The organism is Streptococcus sp. HMSC071H03 (assembly GCF_001813035.1).
Classification (GTDB): Bacteria; Bacillota; Bacilli; order Lactobacillales; family Streptococcaceae; genus Streptococcus; species Streptococcus anginosus.
Genome location: NZ_KV811145.1, coordinates 143,717 through 170,147, shown reverse-complemented (window position 1 = coordinate 170,147; position 26,431 = coordinate 143,717). Strand labels below are relative to the sequence as shown.

Annotated in this window: 24 protein-coding genes and 3 pseudogenes; 4 read left to right on the top strand and 23 right to left on the bottom strand. The window is 38.7% G+C overall.

Annotated elements, in window-relative coordinates; translation table 11 throughout:
* From HMPREF2887_RS10395 to HMPREF2887_RS02195, 11 genes and pseudogenes are all read right to left on the bottom strand, one after another.
* Positions 1-79 (bottom strand): annotated as a pseudogene (locus HMPREF2887_RS10395) (competence protein TfoX); the annotation flags it as partial.
* Positions 80-110: 31 nt separating this feature from the next.
* A pseudogene (locus tag HMPREF2887_RS02240) lies at positions 111-390 on the bottom strand (CD1845 family protein).
* Between the two features lie 135 nt (positions 391-525).
* Positions 526-1,092: a GrpB family protein gene (locus HMPREF2887_RS02235; RefSeq protein ID WP_041784126.1), complete on the bottom strand. Its 567-nt coding sequence runs from the start codon at positions 1,090-1,092 to the stop codon at positions 526-528.
* Positions 1,093-1,245: 153 nt separating this feature from the next.
* Positions 1,246-2,334, bottom strand: a complete 1,089-nt coding sequence (locus HMPREF2887_RS02230; protein ID WP_057489722.1) for a glycerol dehydrogenase — start codon at positions 2,332-2,334, stop codon at positions 1,246-1,248.
* A gap of 30 nt (positions 2,335-2,364) precedes the next feature.
* Positions 2,365-3,033, bottom strand: a complete 669-nt coding sequence (locus HMPREF2887_RS02225; RefSeq protein WP_021001878.1) for a fructose-6-phosphate aldolase — start codon at positions 3,031-3,033, stop codon at positions 2,365-2,367.
* A 14-nt stretch (positions 3,034-3,047) separates the two neighbouring features.
* Complete coding sequence (locus tag HMPREF2887_RS02220; protein ID WP_021001879.1) at positions 3,048-5,489, bottom strand: glycyl radical protein; 2,442 nt, start codon at positions 5,487-5,489, stop codon at positions 3,048-3,050.
* 167 nt (positions 5,490-5,656) lie between these two features.
* Positions 5,657-6,958 (bottom strand): PTS sugar transporter subunit IIC, encoded by a 1,302-nt coding sequence (locus HMPREF2887_RS02215; RefSeq protein ID WP_003032486.1) that lies wholly within the window; start codon positions 6,956-6,958, stop codon positions 5,657-5,659.
* Positions 6,959-6,960: 2 nt separating this feature from the next.
* Positions 6,961-7,281, bottom strand: a complete 321-nt coding sequence (locus HMPREF2887_RS02210) for a PTS sugar transporter subunit IIB (protein ID WP_021001880.1) — start codon at positions 7,279-7,281, stop codon at positions 6,961-6,963.
* A gap of 20 nt (positions 7,282-7,301) precedes the next feature.
* Positions 7,302-7,625, bottom strand: coding sequence for a PTS lactose/cellobiose transporter subunit IIA (locus HMPREF2887_RS02205; RefSeq protein ID WP_003023891.1), 324 nt, complete (start codon positions 7,623-7,625; stop codon positions 7,302-7,304).
* Positions 7,626-7,870: 245 nt separating this feature from the next.
* On the bottom strand, positions 7,871-8,833 hold the full coding sequence (locus HMPREF2887_RS02200) for a sugar-binding transcriptional regulator (protein ID WP_057489723.1): 963 nt from the start codon (positions 8,831-8,833) through the stop codon (positions 7,871-7,873).
* 18 nt (positions 8,834-8,851) lie between these two features.
* A complete protein-coding gene (locus HMPREF2887_RS02195; protein WP_003028982.1) occupies positions 8,852-9,595 on the bottom strand; it encodes a DeoR/GlpR family DNA-binding transcription regulator in 744 nt (247 codons plus the stop codon).
* Positions 9,596-9,727: 132 nt separating this feature from the next.
* Here HMPREF2887_RS02195 and HMPREF2887_RS02190 point away from each other — a divergent pair, with 132 nt between their 5' ends.
* Positions 9,728-10,504, top strand: coding sequence for a glycyl-radical enzyme activating protein (locus HMPREF2887_RS02190; protein WP_003023885.1), 777 nt, complete (start codon positions 9,728-9,730; stop codon positions 10,502-10,504).
* Between the two features lie 32 nt (positions 10,505-10,536).
* Here HMPREF2887_RS02190 and HMPREF2887_RS02185 read toward each other — a convergent pair whose 3' ends face one another.
* From HMPREF2887_RS02185 to HMPREF2887_RS02170, 4 genes and pseudogenes are all read right to left on the bottom strand, one after another.
* Positions 10,537-10,986: an Rrf2 family transcriptional regulator gene (locus tag HMPREF2887_RS02185; RefSeq protein ID WP_021001882.1), complete on the bottom strand. Its 450-nt coding sequence runs from the start codon at positions 10,984-10,986 to the stop codon at positions 10,537-10,539.
* A 58-nt stretch (positions 10,987-11,044) separates the two neighbouring features.
* Positions 11,045-11,887: a metallophosphoesterase family protein gene (locus tag HMPREF2887_RS02180; RefSeq protein WP_057489724.1), complete on the bottom strand. Its 843-nt coding sequence runs from the start codon at positions 11,885-11,887 to the stop codon at positions 11,045-11,047.
* 90 nt (positions 11,888-11,977) lie between these two features.
* Positions 11,978-15,342 (bottom strand): annotated as a pseudogene (locus tag HMPREF2887_RS02175) (FtsX-like permease family protein).
* Positions 15,343-15,356: 14 nt separating this feature from the next.
* On the bottom strand, positions 15,357-16,058 hold the full coding sequence (locus HMPREF2887_RS02170; protein ID WP_084740389.1) for an ABC transporter ATP-binding protein: 702 nt from the start codon (positions 16,056-16,058) through the stop codon (positions 15,357-15,359).
* Positions 16,059-16,191: 133 nt separating this feature from the next.
* Between HMPREF2887_RS02170 and HMPREF2887_RS02165 the strand changes: the two genes are divergently transcribed.
* The gene (locus tag HMPREF2887_RS02165) at positions 16,192-16,743 is read left to right on the top strand and encodes a TetR/AcrR family transcriptional regulator (RefSeq protein ID WP_081026664.1); all 552 of its coding nucleotides are present in this window, start codon (positions 16,192-16,194) and stop codon (positions 16,741-16,743) included.
* Positions 16,744-16,819: 76 nt separating this feature from the next.
* On the opposite strand, the gene thrS is transcribed toward HMPREF2887_RS02165, so the two are convergent.
* From thrS to HMPREF2887_RS02145, 4 genes are all read right to left on the bottom strand, one after another.
* Positions 16,820-18,772 carry a threonine--tRNA ligase gene (thrS, locus tag HMPREF2887_RS02160; RefSeq protein ID WP_021001886.1) on the bottom strand — a complete coding sequence of 651 codons (1,953 nt, stop codon included), beginning with the start codon at positions 18,770-18,772 and terminating at the stop codon, positions 16,820-16,822.
* A complete protein-coding gene (locus HMPREF2887_RS02155) occupies positions 18,765-19,406 on the bottom strand; it encodes an adenylate kinase family protein (RefSeq protein ID WP_021001887.1) in 642 nt (213 codons plus the stop codon). The genes thrS and HMPREF2887_RS02155 overlap by 8 nt, the downstream gene beginning before the upstream one ends.
* Positions 19,407-20,044: 638 nt before the next feature.
* Complete coding sequence (gene sufB / locus HMPREF2887_RS02150; protein ID WP_021001888.1) at positions 20,045-21,430, bottom strand: Fe-S cluster assembly protein SufB; 1,386 nt, start codon at positions 21,428-21,430, stop codon at positions 20,045-20,047.
* 133 nt (positions 21,431-21,563) lie between these two features.
* Positions 21,564-22,007 (bottom strand): flavodoxin, encoded by a 444-nt coding sequence (locus tag HMPREF2887_RS02145; protein WP_021001889.1) that lies wholly within the window; start codon positions 22,005-22,007, stop codon positions 21,564-21,566.
* Positions 22,008-22,159: 152 nt separating this feature from the next.
* Here HMPREF2887_RS02145 and HMPREF2887_RS02140 point away from each other — a divergent pair, with 152 nt between their 5' ends.
* Together HMPREF2887_RS02140 and HMPREF2887_RS02135 are read left to right on the top strand one after the other, a co-directional pair.
* Positions 22,160-23,098: a DHH family phosphoesterase gene (locus HMPREF2887_RS02140; protein WP_021001890.1), complete on the top strand. Its 939-nt coding sequence runs from the start codon at positions 22,160-22,162 to the stop codon at positions 23,096-23,098.
* 103 nt (positions 23,099-23,201) lie between these two features.
* Entirely contained in the window at positions 23,202-23,447 is a 246-nt protein-coding gene (locus HMPREF2887_RS02135; protein WP_003023866.1) for a type B 50S ribosomal protein L31, read from the top strand.
* 129 nt (positions 23,448-23,576) lie between these two features.
* On the opposite strand, the gene HMPREF2887_RS02130 is transcribed toward HMPREF2887_RS02135, so the two are convergent.
* The 4 genes from HMPREF2887_RS02130 to HMPREF2887_RS02115 all read right to left on the bottom strand — a co-directional run bounded on the left by HMPREF2887_RS02130 (position 23,577) and on the right by HMPREF2887_RS02115 (position 26,391).
* Complete coding sequence (locus tag HMPREF2887_RS02130; RefSeq protein WP_057489726.1) at positions 23,577-23,867, bottom strand: AraC family ligand binding domain-containing protein; 291 nt, start codon at positions 23,865-23,867, stop codon at positions 23,577-23,579.
* Between the two features lie 25 nt (positions 23,868-23,892).
* Complete coding sequence (gene ldcB / locus HMPREF2887_RS02125) at positions 23,893-24,555, bottom strand: LD-carboxypeptidase LdcB/DacB (RefSeq protein ID WP_315940895.1); 663 nt, start codon at positions 24,553-24,555, stop codon at positions 23,893-23,895.
* A 140-nt stretch (positions 24,556-24,695) separates the two neighbouring features.
* Positions 24,696-25,649: an alcohol dehydrogenase catalytic domain-containing protein gene (locus HMPREF2887_RS02120; protein ID WP_021001892.1), complete on the bottom strand. Its 954-nt coding sequence runs from the start codon at positions 25,647-25,649 to the stop codon at positions 24,696-24,698.
* A 22-nt stretch (positions 25,650-25,671) separates the two neighbouring features.
* Complete coding sequence (locus HMPREF2887_RS02115) at positions 25,672-26,391, bottom strand: ATP-binding cassette domain-containing protein (protein ID WP_021001893.1); 720 nt, start codon at positions 26,389-26,391, stop codon at positions 25,672-25,674.
* Between the last annotated feature and the right edge of the window lie 40 nt (positions 26,392-26,431).

Here is a 26,431-nt window from a genome sequence, read left to right as displayed (position 1 = left end):
ATCCGCCCATCATAGATTTTATGACAATATCGCCGGATTTAGAAAAACTATCGCGAACATATTCATTAATTTCATTCACCTTGATTATCCCCCTCCAAATTCAAATTTATCTATATCGCCCTAATCTTATCATTTATTAATTTGATAAACGCTATCACTGTTTCTCCTATCATCGGAAGCCCATAAGGACTAAATAGGAAGCCGATAATCAATCCTGATATACCTATTCCGACTTTTCCTTGATTGAAAGAAGCTAATGTTCCAAATATGCAACATCATAACGATATACAACAACGCCGTTCCTATGCCAAGCAAGAATGTCAGAAAAGTTGTTAAAATTGATAAGATAAGACTAATCGGGAATAAGATAATTTTCAATATAAATCGCATACACTACCTCTTTTTCAAATCCAATATTTGCGTTTGATTTTTTCGCCATTTTATACTCGTTTCATATTTTAGTTACATCCATTTTACCACATTTCAAGCAAGTAAAAAAGCACGATCACAGCGCTCGTACCTATTTTAATATCTTCCTATAAATTTTTCTTTTGCAATTTTAGTATATCGTTTAATAAACTTACACTTTGCATCAGTGTAGCCGTCTCTATCATGTTCAAATTTCTTCCATAAGTTCAGCTTTAAATGCTCATATTCTTTCGCTACATTATGATTCTCACGTAAGTAATCTCTGAAGTACAGTTCATCGTTATCTCCGACAACTCTAATGTGAAGATGAAAGACTTTTTCTGCAAAACCTTGCTCCGTGTATCCTTTATTTAATGAGATTCGTCGTGTACTTTGACTCATGCATAGCCAATTATTTTCAACAAGAATATTTTTCACTATTTCTAGTTCTTCTGCTAATCGAACCTCAAGTAATATATCTACTATATTCTTTGCCCATATATTTTGAACCGCAGTACTACCAATATGAAATATTCTTACTATATATTTAGCTGGTATCAGGGACAAAATAGCAGTTGCTTCCTCATCATACCAATCCGCCCATTCTTTATTATGTTTTACAAGAAATATGGGAAACAACTGCCATAATTCTTCTAAACTCATATCTTCTAATTTTTTACTCAATCTGTACTCCACTAGTTTGCATTTATTTCTCACATTTATTATCATTATAACATTTTCAATGTGCATCAGGCGTTTATTATTTCTGATTAAAACTTTTAGCTATCACTACACGAAAAACAAGTCCAATCTAATCGGACTTGTTTCTTTTTATTTTTATAAGGAGTTTACATAACGATCGACTGCTAGGATAGCACCTGCAATATCAGATGCTGAAATCTTAAACGGCATCTGATGAATGGTTTCACCTTCAATAGTAGCTTGCTTACCAACCTTGAGCAAATCATCATAGCTGGCATTTTCTAAATACATTTCTGCCAAGGTCGTGGGCATACCAATTTTCTGATAGAAACGAATATATTTTTCCAACTCCTCTTTTGGACGGTTTTCAAGAAAGAGCTGTGTTAGCGTTCCATAAGCTACTTTTTCTCCATGAGTCAGATGATGAATATCACCAGTCAGAGCTGTAAATCCATTGTGAATGGCATGAGCAGCAGCCAATCCACCACTTTCAAAACCAACACCGCTGAGAAGCGTATTAGCCTCAATGATATGCTCAAGAGCTGGTGTTACCACCTGCGCCTCACAAGCAGCCAGTGCTTGTAAACCATCTGCAAAAAGAGTTTCTTCACATTTTTGAGCAATAGCTGCGCCTGCTAAAGTCTGTCTTTGTCCCAGCATGGTCTCTCCATTTGCCTGCATAACCGCACGCGCTTCAACCCAAGTCGCTAAACCATCTGCAATTCCAGAAGCCAACAAGCGCTTTGGAGCTTGAGCAATGACCTTTGAATCTACTAGAACAAGATCTGGGTTCTTGGTGTACAAAATATATTTTTCAAATGCTCCTTCCTCGGTATAAATTACTGAAAGAGCTGATGTTGGTGCATCTGTCGAAGCAATAGTCGGTGCAATCACGACGGGATTTCCCAATAAATCTGCAATTGCCTTAGCACTGTCAATTGTTTTTCCACCACCAAGACCAATCACTAGATCTGCTCCATCTTTTTCAGCTAAAGCAGCTACCCGATTGATTTCATTATCCGAAGCTTCACCATTAAAACTGACATGCAATACATGAAGTCCATAGCGAGTAAGACAGGATTGGAACTTCTTTCCTACAATTTGATAAACAGTGTTGTCACAAAGCAAAACTGGATGGTTTCCTAAGTTCAAAATCTGTTTTACATTTTCAAATAAGGCATCTTCACCTTGAATATAGCGAGAAGGGCTTGCAAAAGTTCTCATAAAATACCTCTTCCTACGCAAAAATGGAGATTAGATGTACTTTTTACCATGAATGAATGACCAATCTGCTGCAAAATCATTTACTGCCTTTGAAATAGACGGCATAGCAAAAGCTGCTTCAAAGACATCCGCACCTGCTGTAATAGCATGGGCACCATCAGCAAAAGCCTTGTTGACTTGTCCTACATTTTTAAAGGAAGCTGCTAAAATTTTGCTAGATGAACCTTCTTTCGCAATCGCATCTGCCAATTGGCCAATAACTACATCTGAATCAATGTTCAAATTTTCCATACGGTTATAATAAGGAGCTAAATAATCTGCGCCTGCTTGAATGGCTAATAAACCTTGGAAAATGGTATAAATAGCAGTTGCCGTAATCTTGTAACCTTCTGCTTTTAAAACTTTTATAGCGGCTAAACCTTCAGGGGTTACAGGTACTTTGACAAACACATTTCCACTACACTGTTTGCGAATTTCAGCTGCATCTTTTAAAATTCCCTGATAATCTTTGGCAACAACCTGAATATGAATGGAAGGAGCTTCCTCAATAATTTCTCTAACTTCTTGGATACGTTTAAAGAAATCAATCTCTCCCTCTTTTTTAGCGATGGTCGGGTTAGAAGTCACTCCTGCCAAGGGGAGAACTTGCGACCATTTTTTTATTTCTTCTACATTTAATGTATCAAGCATGAATTCCATAAACTGGACCTCTTTTATAATGTGTGTTCTGTACGTCCGATAATATCATCTTGTGTTGCTTTTGAGAGTACATTGAAGAATGCCGAATATCCTGCAACACGCACAATCAAATCACGGTGTTTTTCAGGATGCTTTTGCGCATCAATCAAGGTTTCTCTAGAAACAACATTGTATTGAATATGATAACCGTGCAAACGGTTAAAGAACGTACGAAGTAAAGCAATCAATTTAATTTTATCTTCTTCCTTAGACAAGGTCTGAGGATTCACTTTTTGATTGAGCAGAACCCCCCCAACGATTTCATCTGTCGGCAATTTAGAAACAGATTTCAATACAGAAGTCGGACCATTCTTGTCCATATTGTGAGATGGAGAACAGCCTTCAGCGAGCGGTGTCCCTGCATTGCGGCCATCTGGTGTCGCCAAAGTACCGCGACCTTGACCAACATTGGCTGAAATAGAAGATGTTCCTGAGTAGCGGATACCGCCAATTGGACCGCGTCCATAACGGGTATTTGGATATTTAGCGATTTCATCCACATAAATATCGTAAGCATCAGTCACCAGCTTATCCGCATAATCATCATCATTACCATATTTCGGTGCATCATGAATCAACATCTCTTGAATTTCCTTGCCACGCTCACCTGCATAGTCCGTTTCAAGCGCATGCCAGAGTTCAGCTGGAGTCAGTTTTCCTTCTTCAAAGACTAGCTTCTTGATTGCTGCTAGTGAGTCTGATAGATTGGCAATACCGACTTGGAGACCAGAAATATAGTCATAGACAGCTCCCCCCTCTTTCAAATGCTTACCGCGTCCGATACAATCATCTGTCAAAGCTGAGCAGAGGATATCCGGCACTTCTCTTTCAAGAGACAGGTCGATAGAATTTTCCACGATGACACTCATACGAGTCAAGTGGCGCAAAGTCTTGTCCCAAGCCGTTTGCAACTCAGCAAAGCTCTTCATGTCTTTAAAATGACCAAAGCTTGGTGCAAAACGCTTGCCAGATGCGGGATCAATTCCATCGTTCATAGTGATGAGAAGCACCTTAGGAAAATTCATATAGCTCATTCCCGTGCAACGATAACCCCATTTACCTGGCACAGCTGTCTCCACACAGCCGATAGCACTGTAGTCGTATGCATCTTCTTCCAAAACGCCTTTGGCAATAAAGGACGGAATAATAATCTCGTCATTATTGAAAGCAGGCATTCCAAAACCTAGTTTCATAACTTCTATGCATTCGTTCATAAAACGAGCATCTAGACCAGCATGGTAGCGAACTGTTAAGTTCGGCTGTGGCAAATGCGTCTGTGCAACAGATCTCAAAACCAGATATGAAAGGGGATTTACAGCATCTTTTTTATCACGTGTTTGTCCACCAATTGTCACATTTTGATACAAAGGACTACCAGCAGATGAGAAAGTATGAGCCTGACTGCGTACTTTATTGATCGTAATCGTCTTAATCCAAAGATTGGTTAAGCGTTCGACAATGCTTTCTTCCGTCTCGCGACCAGCTTCCAAGTCCGACTTAACATAAGGATACATGTATTGGTCAAAGCGCCCATAAGAGAGGGAGTGACCATTAGACTCAATCTGTAAAATACACTGGATAAACCAGACAGACTGAATAGCTTCAGCAAACGTTTCCGCTGGTTCGTAAGGCACTTTGGAGCAAATTCGAGCAATTTCCAATAATTCCTGACGGCGCTCTGGGCTTGCAGACTCTGCCATATCTTGAGCTAATTTGACAAAACGATCCGCATAAGCTTTCACAGCATCCACTACAATGAAAATTGAATCATAGAAATGATATTTATCAATACTAGCCGGATCTGTCAAATCCAAGGCCTCCTTAGCTGCCCGAGCTTTTTCTTCAAAACCTTTCAAACCATATTGAAGCAATTTTTGATAGTTGACTGCCAAGTGAGCATCACCAGAGTTCATCTTTCCTTCCATGCCAAAGAAGCCAGTTTCCATATAAACCTGAACTTCTTCTGGAAGTAAAGCCCCAGCTCTAGCACGGAGGTTATTGTTTTCCCAGAAGGGAGCGATGCTCCGGATTTGTTCTTTGGTTTCCTCTGTAATATAGAAAACATCACCGTCGCGCTTTTCAAAAAGATCTAATTCATTGAGTACAAATTCTAAAGTATACTCTGGGAAAATAGGTGCATCTTTATTAGATGAAGCCTGATTTCCAACAATCATGGTCTCATCTTCAATATAAAGCGTCATATTTTCCAAAATTTCCTTAAGCATATAAGCACGCTTCAGAACATTTGGCTTTTCTTTATGCTCTTGATAAGCTCTTGTTGCAAGAACAGCACGTTCAGCATCAATATAAGGTTTCTTGTCCAGCACATCTTCCCGATACTTGTTCATTCGGTCCGTTAAACTACCAAAATAACTTGTTTGTATAGTCGTTTTTTCTATTTCTTTTACATTAGTCATCACAGCACAACCTTTCTTATGAAATTATTTTTATTTCTTTCGTAACTATTGTAGCACGCAAGATGCAAAAATTCAATCATTTATAATCAATTATCAAATTAAAGATTTTTTGCACATTTGTGCTCAATCAACATTAAAATAATTTCTTTACAGTGATACAATGTAGTTTATCCTTCCGCTTTCAGTTCATTACTGTAAGCAAGATTGTCTTGGAATTTAAAGAATGGGAAATAGATGAGAGTGGACATAGCTAAAATGACAACTTGGATGAGAGCACCCTGCCATCCTGCTACTAAGAAACCAGAAATAATAGCTGGTGTACTCCATGGCAAGGTCACCCCTGAAAATGGCTGCATAAAGCCAATTGCTATAGAACCATAAACAATTACAGCCGCTAAAACAGGTACAAGAATAAAAGGCAAGAACATGACGGGATTCATAACAATTGGAAACCCAAACACAACTGGTTCATTGACATTAAAGATTGCTGGAAAAGCAGCAACCTTTCCTAGTGCTTTGTATTGTTTAGACTTAGCTGCAAAGAGCATGGCTACCACCAAACCAAAAGTAATACCAGAACCAGACAAAATAAGGAAACTATCCAAGAATTGCTGAGTGACAATGTGAGCACCTTTTCCAACAGATAACTTTCCAGCAGCAAGCAAGGCTTTATTAGCATCCAGATTTGAAAGTAAGAGAGCGGTCACTACACCATTGACAACAGATTGTCCGTGTACACCAAACCACCATAGGAAAGAGATGAAAAAGGCAATACCGATTGCACCGTAAAGGGAACCAGTCAATCCTTGTAGCGGTACTTGAATCACACCGTAAATCATTTCGATAAAAGTACCACCCTTTGTCAGCATTTTAGCAAGAATATAGACTACCATGGAAAGGAAGAATATCACAAAAGCTGGAATCATAGCCTCAAATTGCTTGGCGATCGCTTGAGGAACTTGCTCTGGCATCTTAATAACAATATGTTTTTGAATAAACATGGTATAGATACTACCGACAACCAAACCAATAATAATGGCTCCAATAATCCCCTGACCGCCAAACCAAATCTTGGCAATTGCGTCTGTAATTTCTTCACCTTTTTCTGGAATATAAGAAGATTTTAAAAGAATGAAGAAAGAAGACACAGATAACACACCTGCCGGCAACGGCTCTACACCACTATTTTTAGCATAAGAATATCCTATGGAGAAACAGGAAATCAAACCCATAATCGCAAAAGTTCCTGAGTAAACCTGCATAAACGGCTCGGTCCAATTTTTTCCAAAAATGCCTGCAATCGCCTGATTGAGGCCTTCAAATGGTAACTGTCCTACAATCAGAAAGATACTTCCAACAACTGTCAAGGGCAGAATTGCCAACATACCATCCTTTAAGGCAATAATACCGCGCATATTGACAAATTTCATAATCGGCGCAATAATTTTTTGAGTATCTATTTTAGCCATAACTAAGCTCCTTGTTTTTGTTCCAAAAGCCCCAAAGCGAGATTCAATACTTTTTTACCATCTAGCATGCCATAGTCCGCCATTGGAATGACCGCAATTGGAATATGGTTCTCTTCGCAAATGGCAGCTGACTTATCCAAAGTATAAGCTACTTGTGGTCCTAACAAAGCAACATCCAAGTTTGGTGCATAATCTGCTAACTTGGCCTGAGAATAAGCATCAATCTCAACCTCTAAATCAGCTTCTTTCGCAGCTATTTTCATATTATTGACCAACATTCCTGTTGAAAAACCTGCTGCACAAAACAACCCAATTTTAATCATATCTTCATCCTCCTGATGATTTATTTTTTCACTTGTAATTCTTTTCTCAAGTCAATGATTTCCTTGATAAGATTAATTTCTGTAATACTGGTCATCAAATGATCCTGAGAGTGGACAAACAAAGCTGTAATTTCTGTCTTTGTTCCCCCCGCTTCCTGTGCCAAAAACTCCGTTTGAAGATTATGAGCTTCTAATAATGCCTGATCTGCCAATTCTAGATATTCATTACACTTTTCAAACTCACCATTTTTTGCTAATGACAAAGCTTGGTAAATATGCTGTTTGGCATCCCCAGCATGCAAGATTAACCCCATAATGATTTGATCAGCTACAATCACTTCCATATTTAACGTTACTCCTATTTTTATTTACAAAATATATCTTTCTTTTATTTGAAAGCGTTTTATTTTTGTTTGTAACTCAAATTTATCATCTTTCTCTTATTCCGTCAATATATCACTGAACAAATTCTCTTTTTTTATATTTATCGCACATTTGTGCTTATCAAGTAAAATAAAAAGGGTCAGAATCATTATTCTTGACCTTTTGAAAATGAAATAATGAGGAAAAGGAGAACTTTTATAAACTACTAATTAACTGCACTATTATCCAATTCCAACACTTTTAAAATAGTTGCTTCATCTGTAACTAAATGGTTGACATACCCAGCACGTAAAACCGCCAAAATAGCGGCAGCTTTTTGACGACCATAGGCGAAAGCCAGACTGTGAGGAACTGTTTTTAAATAATCTAAAGAAATAGCAACTGTTCGATTTTGCAACTGTTCATCAACCAACTCACCATTTTCATCAAAAAAGCGGCAACAAATTTCTCCGACAGCTCCTTCATTTTCCACTGTACGAAAATCTTCAGCCGTCAGCATATCCAACCACTGCCGATTCTTTTCATCCACTTGTCCGCCAATACCAACAACAACCACATCTAGTTCTTGCCAACTTCTTTTTAAGTCCTCAAAATATTTAGAAGATAAAATTCCTTTTGCTAAGCTCTCGTCTTCCTGTATAATCGTCGCATTCATAAAGCGACAATCCCCATGGTATTTATTAGCCATACTGTAAATGAGGGTATTAACATGATAACGAGCATGAATATGGCTAGGTCCGCCAGCCAATGGAAAAAAATGCACATTATTCAAGTGCCGACTGCCCGAGTGTTCTACCAAGAGACTAAGACTCTTTCCCCATGAAAATCCAACTTTAGCATTGTCATCAATCATCCCCCGAAGCATTCCTGCCGCTGATTGAGCTAACCGCTGCTCCAAATCAGAAGGTGAATCATCCACTTGATTTGCTACGATTTCAAGTCCTTTTAACCCATACTTCTCTTTCACTACATTTTCTAAATGAAACAAACGCGTATCAAAGGCTTCAATCTCGATTTTGACAATGCCTTCCTTTTTAGCTTCAGCCAGCATACGACTCACAGTTGTCCGATAAATCCCTGTCTCTGCTGCAATTTCTGCCTGACTTTTCTCCTCTACATAATAAAGATAAGCAATCTTAGCTAATAGCCTTTTTCTTTCACTTTTCATCTTATCTCCCTCTACTTATCAGACTAGAGTCAATTTGATATTGGCTGCTTTTAAGCGTTGAACCGCGGCTGTCGGAATAGCTTGATCGGTTACCACCTGCGAAACCTGTTTCAAACCAAAGCGCTTGACAGTCCCTCTTTTATCAAATTTACTCGAATCTGTTAACACAATCATTTTATCAGATGCTTCCGACATATATTGCACCACTTCGCTACGCATTAAATCCTTACCTGTAAAACCAAGCTCTTCATCATAGCCATCAGTCCCTACAAAAGCATGTTCTACATGGAAAAATTGAATCATTTCCTTAAGTAAAGGACCGACCGTAACTTGCGAATCGTTCTGAAATTCACCGCCTAGCAAGATAATCTTGCAAGAATCTACTTTTCTCACATAGTCTGCGATAAAATAAGAATTTGTAATAATTTTCACGTTCTTCTTAGTACGACAGATTTCTTCAGCTAACAGAGCACAAGTTGAACCAGATTCAATGATAATCGTTTCATTGTCTGCAACAATTTTTGCCGCTTCTTGTGCTATCTTTCGCTTGGTATCATAATGAAAAGAAAGCCGGACATTCAAGTCATCACCACTATTTAAGACCGCATAACCGTGCTCCCGATGAAGCAAGCCTTTCATTTCCAGCTTATCCAAATCTTTCCGAATCGTTACTTTAGAGACTTTTAATTTATCAGATAAAGTATTAACATCAATTTTTTCAAACTCCGAAACGAGCTTAACGATTTCATCTAAACGTTCCATCTTATTCACCTCATTCTTTATTTTAACAGAATTTAAGGAATAAATAAAATAAAAAATAGTTTCATTCGTAATTGTTTTTCTTTCGTTTGTTTGATATAATAAAAGAAAATAAGCAAGAAAAGAGTGTACATCATGAGTGCAGAAAAAGGAATCATCTTTAATATTCAACATTTTAGTATTCACGACGGACCAGGAATTCGGACAACTGTTTTTCTAAAAGGCTGTCCCTTACGCTGTCCTTGGTGTGCCAATCCAGAATCTCAGAAATTTAAACCTGAGCCCATGTTAGACGCTTCTAGCAAAAAGACTATCACCATGGGAGAGGAAAAAAGCGTTGAAGAGATTATCAAAGAAGTTCTCAAAGATAGAGAATTTTATGAAGAATCAGGTGGGGGCCTGACTTTGTCTGGTGGAGAAATCTTTGCTCAGTTTGAATTTGCCAAAGCAATCCTTAAAGCTGCCAAAGAAAAAGGTATCCATACAGCGATTGAAACGACAGCCTTTGTAGATCATAACAAATTCGTTGATTTGCTCCAGTATGTAGATTTTATCTATACTGACTTAAAACATTACAACACCATCAATCACCGCAAAGTCACAGGGGTCAAAAATGAACTAATTATCAAAAATATTCATTATGCTTTTTCGCAACAAAAAACCATTGTCCTGCGTATTCCTGTTATCCCTAGCTTTAATGACTCTCTAGAAGATGCCGAACAATTTGCTATTTTATTTAAAAAATTATCTATTGACCAAGTACAACTCTTACCTTTTCATCAATTCGGTGAAAATAAATATAAATTACTAAAACGTTCTTATGAAATGGAAAATGTGCAAGCTCTACATCCGGAAGACCTCTATGATTATCAGCAAGTTTTTCTTGATTATGAAATCAACTGTTATTTTTAGATCCTCTTTTTCTCCAAAAAACAATCCATTTCTTACGAAATGGATTGTTTTTTTATCTTTTCTTGGGCAGATGCAACGACATCTGCAAGGCTGGTTTTACTCAGTTCTTTTTCCATTGCTACTTGAATTTCTGATAATTTATCATCTAAAACGAAATGAATATTTCTGCCAATGGGACAAGACGGATTGGGATGTTCATGAAAGCTAAAGAGTTGCCCAGATTTGCCTAGACTTTCTACTGCTTGATAGACATCTAAAAGGGTAATGTCTTTTAAATCTTTCCTGATGATAGCTCCGCCCGTTCCACGCGCAACGGAAATCAAGCCTGCGCTTTTCAACTGTGATAATGTCTTGCGAATAATGACAGGATTTACTCCAACGCTATCAGCTAAAAAATCACTAGTTACCTTATGTTCTTGACATTCTAGTGCTATAACAGTCAGCATGTGCGTGGCAATGGTGAAACGACTCGAAATTTGCATGTAAAACTCCTTTCATTTGCTGATTCTATTACTAGTATACTTTATTTATGTTGTAACTTCAAGTGTTACTTCTTAAAAACTCCTTGAGATGTGCAACATAATCTTCTCGCTCACTAATCGCCCGAAGTAAATCATGATTATGCGTATGATGAATTCCATTGACTAAACTTTCGTAATACACTTCATAATAAGGCAACTTCAATATTCTCGCCATTTCCAGTTCTTTATTTACATCATAAGCCACTCGTCGAAAATCGACATCTGCTAATCCCTGTTCATCAATTTTTAAAATAGCATACTGAGCTCGCAGATCCTTTCGCAAACAAGCATCTAGAAAAAACGGCTGACCGATAGATCCCGGATTGATAATCATCTGTCCCCCCGTCGCATAACGAAGAAATTGCTGATGAATATGACCATAAATGGCAATGGCACAATTGTTACCTTCAAACAGACGATCAAAATTCTCTTGTTGACCAATATGAATCAACTCTCGTCCCCAATTTTTATCTGGCAAATGATGAGTCACAGCAATTTCTAAATCGCCAACTTTTGTCAAAAGCTGCAAAGGCAATTCATACAATCGGTTCAGTTCTTCAGGTGTGACTTCTTCCAAAAGATACTGGCATAAACAAACCATATATAAATGACTAGGGCGACTGATATCTAATTTCCCATGAAGGGCATTCCAAATGCTATCCTCCCAATTTCCCCGCACTTGGAGACTGATTGGTAAAGTAGCCATTAAGTCGAGAATCTTCCTTCGACCCGTTCCCGGTGCCAATAAATCTCCCAAAAACCAGTAATCGGTCACCTGTTCCTTTTTAGCGTCCGCCAAAACAGCTTCTAATGCCGTTACATTTCCATGAATATCTGATAATAAAGCAATTTTTCGTTTCATTGTACCGTTTCATCTGTCCTTTATAAAATATTATAACAAACCAAGAAAAAACTTCCACTCCCAAGTTTGAGTGAAAGTTTTACTGCCTCATCAATCTACCGACTTCAACGCTTCCAACATGTCAATACGCCTCAATATTGCATTGACCATAAAGCCTAAGACAATCAAAATCATGATGATAGAAAAGACTGGTACAAGATATACAAACACCGATACTGCCGGATTGAGAAGAAAGGCGTCTGGGGCAATCGTCTCTAAAAGGGAGCGATGTAAAATATTTCCTAAAAACAAGCCTACAATAATACCAATAACAGACAAAAGAATGGTCTCTCGATAAATGTAAAGCGTGACTTCTTTATTATGAAATCCCAATACTTTAATCGTTGATAATTCTCGAATCCGCTCTTCAACTTTAAAATTCATCAAATTATAAAGAATCACAATGGCTAGTAAAATAGAGGCAACAGTTAAAATCTGCATTACAAAGCCAAGAGATTTGACAATGACATCAATTTGTTCCAAAATCCCCGTATTTTGTACGACTGCTCGCACACCAGTTAATTTCATGAAGGCTGCTGCGGTATCCTGCACATTTTTGCTAGAGGAATCTTTCAATTTTATCAGATAAGCATTTTCTTGGAACTTACGAGCAAATACCGTTTGATAATAGTCCTGATTCATAAAGATAAAATGCCCTGCGTACATTTCAGTGATACCAGAAACTTTGATTTTATAGCGTTTTCCTTCATCGGATGTCACCTCAAAAGTATCTCCAACAGAAACATGCATAATGGTTGCTAATTTCTGAGAAATGACCGCTCCATGCGAAGACAAGTTCAAGCTCGCTTTGCTTTGACTATCATATAACTCTATGAAATGATGAAAATCCTTGCCTGTTGTCACAAATAACGCGAGAGACTGTTCATCTTTAGCACCCTTGATTTTTTTGGTAAATGTTTCTTGATAAATACCGCGTTTTTTAGCTATTTTTTTATCTGCTAATAAATGATTGATTGCTGCTTGCTCGTCTGATTTGAGATGATGTTTTTGCGAAATGACCGCATCGTATTTGATAATTTCTCCATACTGCCGATTTCCCATACCTTCCATGGAAGAAGACATCCCCAAACCGGCAAATAAGAGGGCGACGGAGCCTGCCACACCAAAAATGGTCATCAGCATTCTTTGCTTGTAACGAAAGATATTTCGAGCCGTCACTTTTTGCGTAAAGCTAAGCCGACGCCAGATGAAGTCAATCCGCTCTAGCAAGATTTTTGAGCCTTTGGTAGGTGCCTTGGGCAACAATAATTGAGATGGTTTTTCTTTCAATTCTTTGTGAGCAATATAAAGGGCTGGTACAACGCCACACAAGACCGAGCACACGAGAGCAATGAGACTGATTTCCCAATAAAAGTTTAATCGCAAAGCTGGATAAGTTGATGTCTTAAAAATCGTTTTCCCTAAGATGTAGGGTAAGAAATAAGTACCTAACAAACTTCCCATTACTGTACCTAACAAACTTGAAACCAAGCCATAGACGACAAATTTCTTAACGACATCTTGGTTCCGATAACCCAAAGCTTTTAAAACACCTGCATTTGTGCGTTCTTCGCTGACAAAACGCGTCATTGTCGTTACCGTTACAAGGGCAGCTACCAGATACAGTACAATCGGGAAAGCATTCCCTACAGCTGAGATGCCATAAGCACGATTCCCCGTTGTTGTGTACTCGTCAGCTCCTGGAAATGTCCGACGTGTATACACACGGTAGGTTGGTACAGACAAACCAGCTACTTCATCTTTTGCCTTTTGAATGTCTGCTTGCCCATTTTTTATTTTTGTTTCAGCATCTTTCTTTTGCTTTTCGTATTCAGTTTTTTTATCGTTCAATGTTGCCTGAGCTTGGTCCAATTGTGCCTGACCGTCTGCGATTTGTTGTTTTGCTTGTGCTAATCGGACTTGACCTGCTTGGTAGTCAGCTTGTTTATTTTTTAAGGTTGCCTGACCACTTTGATATTGAGCCAAGCCTGCATCATATTCAGCTTGTTTCGCATTCAATGCCTCAGCTGCAGATTGGTATTGGGCAAGTCCTGCTTGATAAAGCGCTTCTTGGCTTTTGTACTGCGACAGTCCAGTTTGAAATTCAGCCTGCTTTTGCTCCAGTTCTGTACGGACAAGATTTAATTTTGCTTCTTCTTGTGCTAGTTGAGTTTGTGCTGCCACAATTTCAGGCACTGTTGCTGGATCAATTCCTTGTGCTTGTAGCGCAGCTATTTTGGTCTGCAAATCCACTTTAGCTGCTGCTAATTGAACTTGACCTTTTTCCAATTCCGCCTGCGCTATGGCTAATGTAGCTTGAGTATTTGTTACATTTTCTTTTGCAGCAGACAACTGACTAGCTGCCTGATCTAATTGGGTTTTCATTTGGTTCAATTGTGCCCAACCTGAAGAAAGTTGAGCAGTGGCTGTATCCAATTTTGCTTTTGAGCTTGCTAAAGTTTGTTCAGCCTGTGCAATTTGAGCAGCTCCTTGCGCCAGCAAGCTTTCTTTTTCAGTTATCTGACCTTGAGCAGCCTCTAAATCTGCTCTTTTTTGATCAATTTGGTCCTGCGCAGTCCTTAGTTGCTGTCTGACATCTGCCAATACTTGTTGAGAAGTTCGAATTTTTGCTTCGCCTTCCGCAATTTTTGTCTGTGCTTGTTTTTTTATCTCTGATAAACGATTTTCCCCATTATCAGCACTAGCTTTTCCAGCTCATTTTCATACTGTTTTACCTTTTTTCGATAGGAATCTCCAAAAGAATTAAGTGTTTTTAAATCGTCATACTTCAAACGAGCAACTGTATAGACTGAACTTTGAAATGTTTTTGGCATCACCACTGCATAAGCAGATAAGGTCCCACTCCCTGAGTTAGAATTGCCAAGAGAAATCGTCGAAGCCAATTCACTTGAATTGACGAATCCCGTCACCGTAAAGGTATGCTGCTTCAAAGCATACTCATTGGTTCCTTCCTCGTTTAAAGTAATGCTATCGCCAATCTTGTATTTTCCTTGATAAAAACTAGCCAAAGCCACTTGATTTTCCTTGGTTGGAAAATGACCTGAGACAAGCTTGAACTTAGAAATATTAGTTGTCTGAGAAAAAACTCGAACAGAAGTTGAACTATCGCCAATCACCGTATCTGTAAAATAACCATATTCTACCTGTGCATTTGGGATTGTATTCAGTTCTTTTTGGTCAGCTTTGCTAACACCATAGTCTGACATCACTGCCAAATCCATCATTTTCATCTGTGAAAGATAACGATTGGCTGAATTTTCAATGTCTGGACTGGCTGCTTTCAGTCCTACTAGCGCAAAAGAACCTAACATCATCAAAAACATAATGGACAGAAAGCGTCCTTTGGACTGACGAAAAGAGAGCCAGATATCCTTATTTAGAATGGATTTTTTCATATCACCACTCCTCACTAATACTCTAGACTTGCGATATCTTGAGGATGTTCATACAAACACACGGACTGAATCCGTGCATCATGCATACGAATCACGCGGTCTGCAATCGGAGCTAACGCACCATTGTGAGTCACGATAATCACTGTCGCACCTTGCTTGCGCGACATATCTTGAAGGATTTGCAGTACTTGCTTACCTGTTTTATAATCTAGCGCACCTGTTGGTTCATCACAAAGCAAAATTTTAGGATTTTTTGCCACGGCACGCGCAATGGAAACCCGTTGCTGCTCGCCGCCAGATAATTGAGCAGGAAAATTATGCAGCCGATTTCCCAAACCAACTGCTGCTAACGCCTCTGCTGCATCCTGTGCATCTTGAACAATTTCCGAAGCCAGCTCAACATTTTCTAACGCCGTCAGATTAGGAACTAAATTATAAAATTGAAAGACGAAACCAACATCATTTCTCCGATAGTCTGTCAGTTGATAAGCGTTGTAATGCGCTATATTTTGCCCATCAATCAGGACATCTCCCTCGTCATTACTATCCATTCCACCAAGAATGTTCAGAATCGTCGATTTTCCAGCACCAGAAGCTCCAAGAATGATGACCAATTCTCCTTTTTCGATGTCAAAAGAGATATCATTGTTGGCAATAATTTCTGTGTCTCCCATTTGATATCGTTTGTAACTATGCTTCATTTCAATATAAGCCATCGTCTTTTCCTCTTTCAGTTTCCATGTCCAATTAAATAAACAAGCTGTTGATTAGATCCTATCTTTATTATAAAATAGACTTAACATAAAGGCAATCATCAATCATCAACAGAGTGTTCATTTAAGGAGTATTATGATGCAAAATCGGCAAACATCAACTAAACAACACATCAGAGAAACTCTCATTCAACTCTTGTTAGAAGAAAAATTTGAAACAATTTCCGTTAGTAAACTCTGCCAGCGGGCAGGTATCAATCGTGGAACTTTTTACCTTCACTATCTTGATAAATACGATTTAATCGAAACGCTAAAAGGAGAAATTATCGCCCAATTGCGCAAAAATTTTGAAGAAACGACAAACACGCGCGACCTACTCATTGCCAATCTAAGCTATCTCCAACAAAACCATGACCTGATTTATGCCGTTTCTCAAAGTCATTACCTCAATTTCCGTGAAACAATCCGTGAGTTTATGCTTAGCATTTTAACGAACGAACAGCACAGACTTCAAACCGAATACTTTTTAAAAGAAAATTTCACCATTTCTGAAAAATATGCGCTTGAAGTTTTTCTATCTAGTGTAGAGGGCATTATCTCACTTTGGATTTCAAGTGGAGTTAAAGAAACACCTGAAGAAATGACCGATACGATTTTACAAACCTTTGATTATGACGCTTGGCAATGATAAAATGAAAAAACTCTATTTCTAAAAGGGATTTTCCCAATTAGAGATAGAGTTTTTAATATACATCTTTTCTAGCTTAGTTTTCACTATCATCTGAGCGTGATTTTCTAGCAATATCAGCCAAAATATGGTCTACAAATTCTGCAACTGTTTCTGTATGCGTTTGTTTGCTACCATAACGACGAACATTTACTGTACCGTCTGCTTGTTCCTTGTCCCCTACAATCAATTGGTAAGGAACTTTATGGGTTTGACTTTGACGAATCTTGTATTGCATTTTCTCATTGCGTTCATCAACATCCACGCGGACACCACGATTGCGCAGTTCTTTCGCCACTTTCCAAGCATAGTCAGCATGTGCTTCATTAGAAATCGGAATAACCGTCACTTGATGAGGAGCAAGCCAAGTTGGGAAAGCACCTTTGTATGTTTCAATCAAGTAAGCAATAAAGCGTTCCATAGTAGATACAATACCACGGTGAATCATGACTGGACGATGCTCTTCACCGTCTGCTCCGACATAATGAAGGTCGAAACGTTCTGGTAGCAAGAAGTCCAATTGAATAGTGGAAAGGGTTTCTTCATTCCCAAGAGCCGTTTTTACTTGGACATCCAATTTAGGACCGTAGAAAGCAGCTTCGCCTTCTGCCTCAAAGTAGTCCAAACCTAAGTCATCCATTGCTCCTTTTAACATGCGTTGAGCATTTTCCCACATTTCATCATTATCAAAATATTTATGTTTGTCATTCGGGTCACGATAAGACAGACGGAAACGATAATCTGTGATATTAAAGTCTTTGTAAACGTCAATCATCAAATCCAGCACATGTTTAAATTCTTCTTGAATTTGCTCTGGCATGACAAATAAGTGAGAATCGTTTAGGGTCATTTCACGAACACGTTGGAGTCCTGAAAGTGCACCTGATTTTTCAAAGCGATGCATCATACCAAGTTCCGCAATACGAATAGGTAACTCACGATAAGAATGAACATGGTTTTTATAAACCTCAATATGGTGTGGGCAATTCATCGGACGAAGAACAAATTGTTCACCGTCTCCCATATCCATTGGCGGGAACATATCTTCTTGGTAATGTTCCCAGTGACCAGAAGTTTTGTATAAATCCACACTTGCAAGCGGTGGCGTATACACGTGTTGGTAGCCGTCATTGACTTCGCGGTCTGTAATATAGCGCTCTACGATACGACGAATAGTCGCACCATCTGGAAGCCAGAATGGAAGACCTTGCCCAACTTCAGGAGAAATCATGAAAAGATCCAACTCTTTACCGAGCTTACGGTGGTCACGTTCCTTCGCTTCTTCACGCATTTGAAGATAGTTTTTCAAATCTTTCTTATCAAACCAAGCTGTACCATAAATCCGTTGCATCATAGCATTATCGCTATTTCCACGCCAGTAAGCACCCGCTACATTTAACAAATGGAAAATTTGAATACGTCCAGTTGACGGGACATGAGGTCCACGACAGAGATCCACATATTCACCTTGACGGTAGATTGTCAAACCACCTTCATCTTCTGAATGCTCCTCAATCAATTCCAACTTGTAAGGATCATTCTTGAAAATTTCTCGCGCTTGATCTTTTGTCACTTCTTCGCGAATTGACGGGAAATTCTCCTTGACAATCTTCTTCATTTCTTCTTCGATACGAGGAAGATCTTCGTTGGAAATTTGTCCTGCGGTATTGTCTGTATCATAGTAAAATCCGTCCTGAATAGCTGGACCGACACCCAAGTGAATGTCTGGGAAGAGACGACGAGCAGCTTGGGCAAAGAGATGAGCAGCCGAATGGCGCAAAATAGGAAGAGCATCTTCATGGTCAGGTGTCACAATTTCGATGCTACCGTCTTCTGTGATAGGACGAGTGGTATCGATGAGTTTGCCGTTGAATTTACCAGCCAAGGCTTTCTTTGCCAAGGAATTGCTGATAGACTGAGCAATATCAAAAGTTGTGCTGCCACTTTCGTATTCATGAACAGCGCCATCTGGGAAAGTAATCTTAATCATAGTTTTCTCCTTTAATATCTATTTTATTTGTATTGGGCAATTTTAAGAGCCTGGCAATCTTTTCAGCAGTCTCCTTTTCCGATCGACTACCATCTGTCATGAGACTGGGATAGCCTAATTTCTGAGCTTCCTTCCGCACCATTTGGGCAAACAGAATGTCCCGCTGCATCCAGTTTTCAAAAGCTTGCTCAGGATTGGATGTTCCCTCTAAGACATAAGGAACCCATTCTCTCTGTTTATAATGCTTTTTCTGAAAATCAGCTGTCGGAGTCAAGCATAGATAGGAAACCGCTGGTTCTTCAAGACTTTTTATCAGGTGAGGCAGAAGCCCTGCTCCCTCCACCAAGAGGGCTTTGTCTTGATCTTTTATCAAGCAAGATTTCACATAAGGAAAAATCTCTTCATAAAAGCGCCATTCTTCATCTGCCATCTCTTCTGGATTTCTCATCCAGATTTGTTCCGGATTTCTGTCCTGTCTAAGAAGGCAAATCGGTCGTGAGTCTACACTTGCTTGACTCATCATCTCGTCTACCAAATCATCCAGCTTGATATGAAGCAAATCGTACTTCCGAGCAAGAAGGGAAGCGAGCGTTGATTTCCCGCTGCAGGGTGATCCGCCAATCATATAGAGCATAACTTTTTCTCCCTTCAACAAAATAAAAAAAACGACATCCCGAAAAGGACGTCGCAACGTGGTTCCACCTTCATTCATGTACAACAAAAAAGTTTGTTGACACCTCTGATTGGCTCTAACGTAGCCACCGTTTTATGTTTGCATAAAAGCTAACAGAGTAGTCTCAACTGCCTTCCTCTGCGCGATTTTCAGCTCCACGCGCTCTCTAAAAGATTCCAGTCAGCGATATGTCTCTAAAAAGTATTATAGCACGATTGAAAAATTTTGCAAGTCCTATGATTAAAGTGTATTGTGTTTTGGAACCATTCGAAACAGCACAGCTCTAAAACCTAATAGCTTTAGGTAACTGTCTCATGATGGTTTTGGAACCATTCGAAACAGCACAGCTCTAAAACCTTGGTATTTGTCGTATACAACTTTATTTTGTTTTGGAACCATTCGAAACAGCACAGCTGTAAAACCTCTTTAGCAAGTTGCTTGCGTTCAGAACGGTTTTGGAACCATTCGAAACAGCACAGCAAGTTAAAATAAGGCTTTGTCCGTATCCAACTTGAAAAGTGAGCACCGATTCGGTGCTTTTTTCTTTCTCTTATTTCAATTAGGAGCACAAAAAAACAGCCTCACGACTGTTTTTATTTTTATCCTACAGAACCTTCCATACTCATGTTGATGAGCTGGTTGAGCTCAACTGCGTACTCCATTGGGAGCTCTTTGGTAATTGGCTCCATAAAGCCATTGATAATCATGGCAGTTGCTTCTTCTTCGCTAATACCGCGGCTCATAAGGTAATAAAGCTGGTCTTCTGAAACCTTAGAAACCTTAGCTTCGTGTTCAAGTGCAACATTTGAATTGTGAATTTCATTAAACGGAATGGTATCTGAGCTGGATTCACCATCCATAAGAATCGTGTCGCACTCAATGTGAGACTTTGAACCAGCACTGTTCTTGCCAAAACGGACTTGACCGCGGTAATCTGTCTTACCTCCGTCTTTGGCAACAGACTTGGAAATCAATGTGCTAGAAGTCTTTGGCGCATTGTGATAAACTTTACAGCCTGCATCCAAATGCTGACCATAATTAGCAAAGGACATAGAAAGGACCGAAGTTCTTGCATTACGACCATTCAAAATGCTGCAAGGGTATTTCATATTAACCTTGCTGCCTAGATTTCCGTCAATCCATTCCAGAGTACCGCCTTCTTCAACCGTTCCACGCTCGGTCACCAGATTATAAACATTGTCCGACCAGTTTTGAATCGTTGTATAGCGGAAGAAAGCATCCTTTTTAACAATAATTTCTACATTTGCAGCATGAAGACTATTGGTCGTATAAGTCGGCGCTGTGCAGCCCTCAATGTATTGAATAGAGCCACCCTCTTCTACGATAATGAGCGAGCGTTCAAATTGACCGGCATTCTCTCCATTGATACGAAAGTATGTCTGAACCGGCACCTGACATTGAACATTTTTAGGAACATAGATAAATGTGCCACCTGACCAAACAGCACTGTTCAAAGCGGAAAACTTGTGCTCTGCATTAGAAATGACTGTTCCAAAGTATTTTTTGACCAAATCCGGATATTCTTGTACTGCCGTGTCAGTATCGGTAAAGATGATGCCCTGCTTGGCAAATTCTTCTTTCATATTGTGATAGACTACTTCAGATTCATACTGAGCAACAGCCCCTGACAAAAATTGACGCTCTGCTTCAGGAATCCCCAGACGCTCAAAGGTTTTCTTTATTTCATCTGGCACTTCATCCCAACTTCTAGCCCGATCCCCACTTAATTTTTGATAATAGACAATATCATCAAATCGTATGCCGGATAAATCTGGTCCAAAATCAGGCATGGGCAATTTATGGAACAACTCTAAAGAACGCAAGCGATAATCCAACATCCATTGCGGCTCATTTTTAATTTCAGAAATTTCACGAACAACCTCTTCTGTTAAACCTTTGCCTGTCGAGAACAAAGGCTTCACATCGTCATGAAATCCAAAGGCATAATCTCGTTCTTTCGTCATCTCATTCCTCCCATTGATACAAATTCTCTTCTCTTATTATACTATTCTATATTAGAAATGTCAGAATATATGCCTAAAATATAATAAATTAAGCTAAAAAAAACTAGGAAAATTTCCCAGCCTTCTTACATGATTACCGTACTTTTTCGGCTAATGCTTCAGCGAATTTCTCCAGATTTTCAATATCTTCATCTTCTGCTGATAGATCGACTTTGACATTTTCAGCACCTTTTTCAGCACCTGTTGCCGCAAAAGCACGATCAAAGTCATCTACGGCCTTACAAAACTCATCATAGAATGTATCGCCCGATCCGACAACACCATAAATCTTTCCGGTCAAGTCAAGACTAGCTAAATCTTCATAAAAATCAACAATTTCATCAGGCAACTCTCCGTCACCATATGTGTAAGAAGCAATGATTGCGATATCTGCTTCTAGAAATTCCTCTGCATCAACCGTTGTGCATTCATCAATATCTACTTCTAAACCACGTTCTTTTAATTTATCAGCTACAATATCTGCAATTTCTTCTGTATTTCCTGTCATACTCGCAAATACAATTTTTGCTAACGCCATAATTTCCTCCAAAAAATTCTATCAATTTATTATAACATATTGAACAAATAGTTGCACTTGAAATCTCTTGAAGTTTGGTTGCTCCTCACTTTTACTTTTTAAAATAGCTACCTTATGATACAATAAATAGAAGGTAGAGTGGAGGTTAGAATATGGAAATTTTCAAACAAATTTTACATAAAATTAAAGAATATGATACAATCATCATCCATCGTCACATGCGGCCCGATCCCGATGCATTAGGAAGTCAAGTCGGTTTAAAAAAATTACTTCAAGTCAATTTTCCAGAGAAAAAGATTAAAGCAGCAGGAAAAACTGAACCAACTCTTGCTTGGCTGGCCAAAATGGATGATGTTTCAGACGATGATTACAAACATGCTTTAGTGATTGTTTGTGATACAGCAAATACTGCTCGGATTGATGACGAACGGTACAACAAAGGAGATTTTCTCATCAAAATCGATCATCATCCAAACGATGACATTTACGGAGACATTTCTTGGGTGGATACTAGCTCTAGTAGTGCTAGTGAATTAATTGCTCTCTTTGCATTGGAAAATAAACTGAAACTAGATGATTATTCTGCTAAATTGCTTTATGCTGGAATTGTCGGTGATACAGGACGTTTCCTATATCCTGCCACAACTGCCCGCACAATGGCTGTCGCAAGTAAACTTCGCGAGTATCCCTTTGATTTTGCTGCTTTAGCTCGAAAAATGGACTCTTTCAGCTATCAAATCGCTAAACTTCAAGGCTATGTTTATGACCATTTAGAAGTCGATGAAAATGGTGCAGCTCGTGTCATTTTAACTCAGGAACTTCTCAAAGCCAATCATTTAACAGATGCTGACACTTCTGCTATCGTTTCAGCTCCGGGGCGTATTGACAGCGTTGAATTATGGGGAATTTTTGTTGAGCAAGAAAATGGCAATTATCGCGTTCGGTTGCGGAGTAAATTTATCCCGATTAATGAAGTAGCTAAAAAACACGACGGAGGCGGTCATCCTCTTGCCAGTGGTGCCAATGCTTACTCCAAAGAAGAAATCGAAGAAGTTTATCAAGAATTGAAAGAATTGGCAAAAAGAAAATAATTTGGTAGAAAAGGCTTGTCAAATCCGCTAGAATTTGGTAAACTATCAAAGTAACGAATCTATGGCTCGCAGAGAGACCATGGCAGAAAGGAAATTTTTAAAAATGAGAAAAGATATTCATCCTGAATACCGTCCTGTTGTCTTTATGGATACTTCAACTGGCTACAAATTCCTTAGTGGTTCTACTAAGTATTCTAGCGAAACTGTTGAATGGGAAGATGGAAACACTTATCCTTTGATCCGTGTGGAAATTTCATCAGACTCACATCCATTCTATACTGGACGTCAAAAATTCACTCAAGCAGATGGACGTGTGGATCGTTTCAACAAAAAATACGGTCTCAAATAAAAATCGTATTTACATTACAAAGAATGTTGATAATAAGCCTTTTCCAATTTTGGGAAAGGTTTTTTTATATAATCAAAAAAACTTGGAATCTACGACAGTATGACTTCCAAGTTTTACCTTTTTTCACATTCAGTATTTTAATTGCTGAATAACCAATACATGGTTATCTTTCACACCATATAAACTATGAAGTTCATTGGGTTCCATGGTTAAAAAACTTCCGGGAACAAGTTGAACGGTTTGACCAGATGCTGTAAAATCAACCTTTCCTTCTAGACAAACAACAGTCACCAAAACATCAGCCTTGTGTTCAGGAATCATTTTTCCTTCTCCTAAGTGAAGGTGACGGATGATACGACTAGTTTCTTCAACAGGTGTTTCCACGACATCAATAGTAGGGGTCATTGTATAAATCTTCATGTGCATTGTCTCCTTGTGTTCAACTTTAATCCTTATAATCTCCCCCAGCAAAACCGTAATATTCTTCTAAAGATAGTCCTGAATCCGCAATCGCTTTTGCTTCTTTCCCAACATAACGCAGATGCCATTGCTCTGGCATATATCCAGTTTTGTCTTCTTTCCCAGTTAGATAGCGCACGACAAAACCATATTCGGCTGCATGTTTCAAAAGCCATCGACTCGCCTTTTCTTCTGTTACTAAATTTCCGTCTGTGCCAATCAAGTCAAAAGCCAAGCCTGTTTGGTGTTCACTATAGCCAGGTCGAGCAGAATAACGATCTGCTGCTTCTTTCCCGTCTTGATTGACATAATTTTGATAAAGAGTAACCTGCGTTTGGTAACTACGGAAACCGCTATATTGATGACTGATAGGATAGCCTTCGCGCTGCATAGCAGCAATCAACTCCAGCAATTTTGCTTTAGCAGTAGGATTTTCACCAGGATTGTAATCTGAAGATAATGGATAATGTTTATTTGCGATGACAATTTCATCGTATTTTCCTTTTACACTATAGTAAGAACCATTATAATGAACTTTTGCTTTTTTCTTTGCTTGCTCAGAGGACGCAACTTTTGCAGATGCTGCTTTTCCTTCTTGTTTCGTTTCCACATTCGTTTTCTTTTCCCCACAAGCTGTCAAAAGAAGCAAACTCGCTACTAATAAAATCCCAATTCTTTTTTCATCTGTATCGCCTCATTTATAGAATTTTCTAATTTTCATTATAAGCATAGATATACTGTATGTCAATTCAAAAAAGCATGCAATTTGCACACTTTTAATTTTTCTAGTTAATCATTTAAGACGACCATTTTACCAAATCCCACTTGACTTTCGATATAAGAATGGGCTGCTAGGATTTGCTCTAACGAAAAGATTCGTTGAGGAGATACATTTATCTGGTAAACATCAATATAGCTAAAAAGTTCATCAAAAAGCTGCTGGCTCACATTGCCTGAATAAAAACTCGTCAAAAAACTATTATTTTTTATTTCTACGATTGGGTCAAACTCCTCTACATACCATTTGCCACCTAATTGACCAGTATTACAGATAATTCCTGCACTTTGAATATGGTCAAATGAATTTTTTAAAGTAGCCGGACCAACTAATTCAAGGATTTTATCAAACTTTTCCTCAGTTTGCAAAACTCCTCTTTCATTTAAAATAATTTCATCAAAACCTTGATGTTGAAGCAAATCTTTTTTAGCAAGAGAACGAACTACGCCAACTACACGATTCTGTGGGAATTGCGCCTTTACCAATTTTAAGAAAGCTAATCCAACACCACTTGTCGCAGCTCGGACTAAGATTGAATCTCCTTCTTTTATCTGCAGATTTTTGAAAGAGCCAAAAGCGGTATAATAGGTCTCTGGTACTGCTGCTAACTCAGACCAAGGTAATTGGCTATCTACGGGATAAATCTGCTCATTTGGAAGTAGAGCATATTCAGCATAAGAACCGTCAAAAGCACGTCCCATTTCCCCCATGATAGAGACTATTTTTTGTCCTTCTTGCAAATCTCTCCTTGTCGTTTCAACTACTTGTCCTACACACTCAATTCCTAAAATACAAGGGAATTGAACAGTTGGAGATAGACCTTTCCGAGTGACAATTTCTGAATGATTGATACCAAAAACTTTAATCTTGACTAGAGTCCAGCCTGCTTTTACATTCGGGATTTCTCGTTCTTCTAGAACAAATTTTTCTGGACCACCAGGCTCATAAATCACCATGGCTTTCATTTTTGATTCATAGAACTTCTCCTTAGCTTGCTAATTCTAGTAATTTTTTGACAAAATCATTTGCAGGCTGCATTTTTATTTCCTGCGGCGTGCCATATTGCTGGATTTCTCCCTTATCTAAAACGAGGATTTTCGTACCTAGTTTCAAAGCTTCTGCTATATCGTGTGTGATAAACACAACTGTAATTCCGGTTTCTTCATGCAGTAACTTTAATTCACGCTGTAACTGATAGCGAGTAATAGCATCCACTGCTCCAAACGGCTCATCCATTAGCAAAATATTAGGCGTTGCAGCTAATGCACGTGCGATCCCCACTCGTTGAGCCTGTCCACCAGAAAGAGCAGACGGATAACGATTTTTCAAATCATTTTCCAAGCCTAGCATAGCTAATTTTTTATCTACAATCCGGTCAATGTCTGCTTGACTTTTCTTTTGCAAATTTAAGACGTAAGCAATATTTTCAGCAACTGTCAAATGCGGAAACAAGCCGTTTCCCTGAATAGAATAACCGATGTTTCGCCGCAATTCAATCAAATCCGTGTCCTGCACATCTTGACCATTGATAAGGATTTGCCCTTGATTCGGCTTGACCAAACCATTTATCATCTTTAACAATGTCGTTTTGCCTGAGCCAGAAGTCCCTACAATCGTCAGAAAGGCACCGTCTTCAATTTTCAAATCCAATTGTTTAATAATGTCTTGATTTCCATATGATTTACTGACATTTTTATATTCAATCATTTCTTCAAAATTCCTTTCTCTACAAGATAGTCATGAGCAA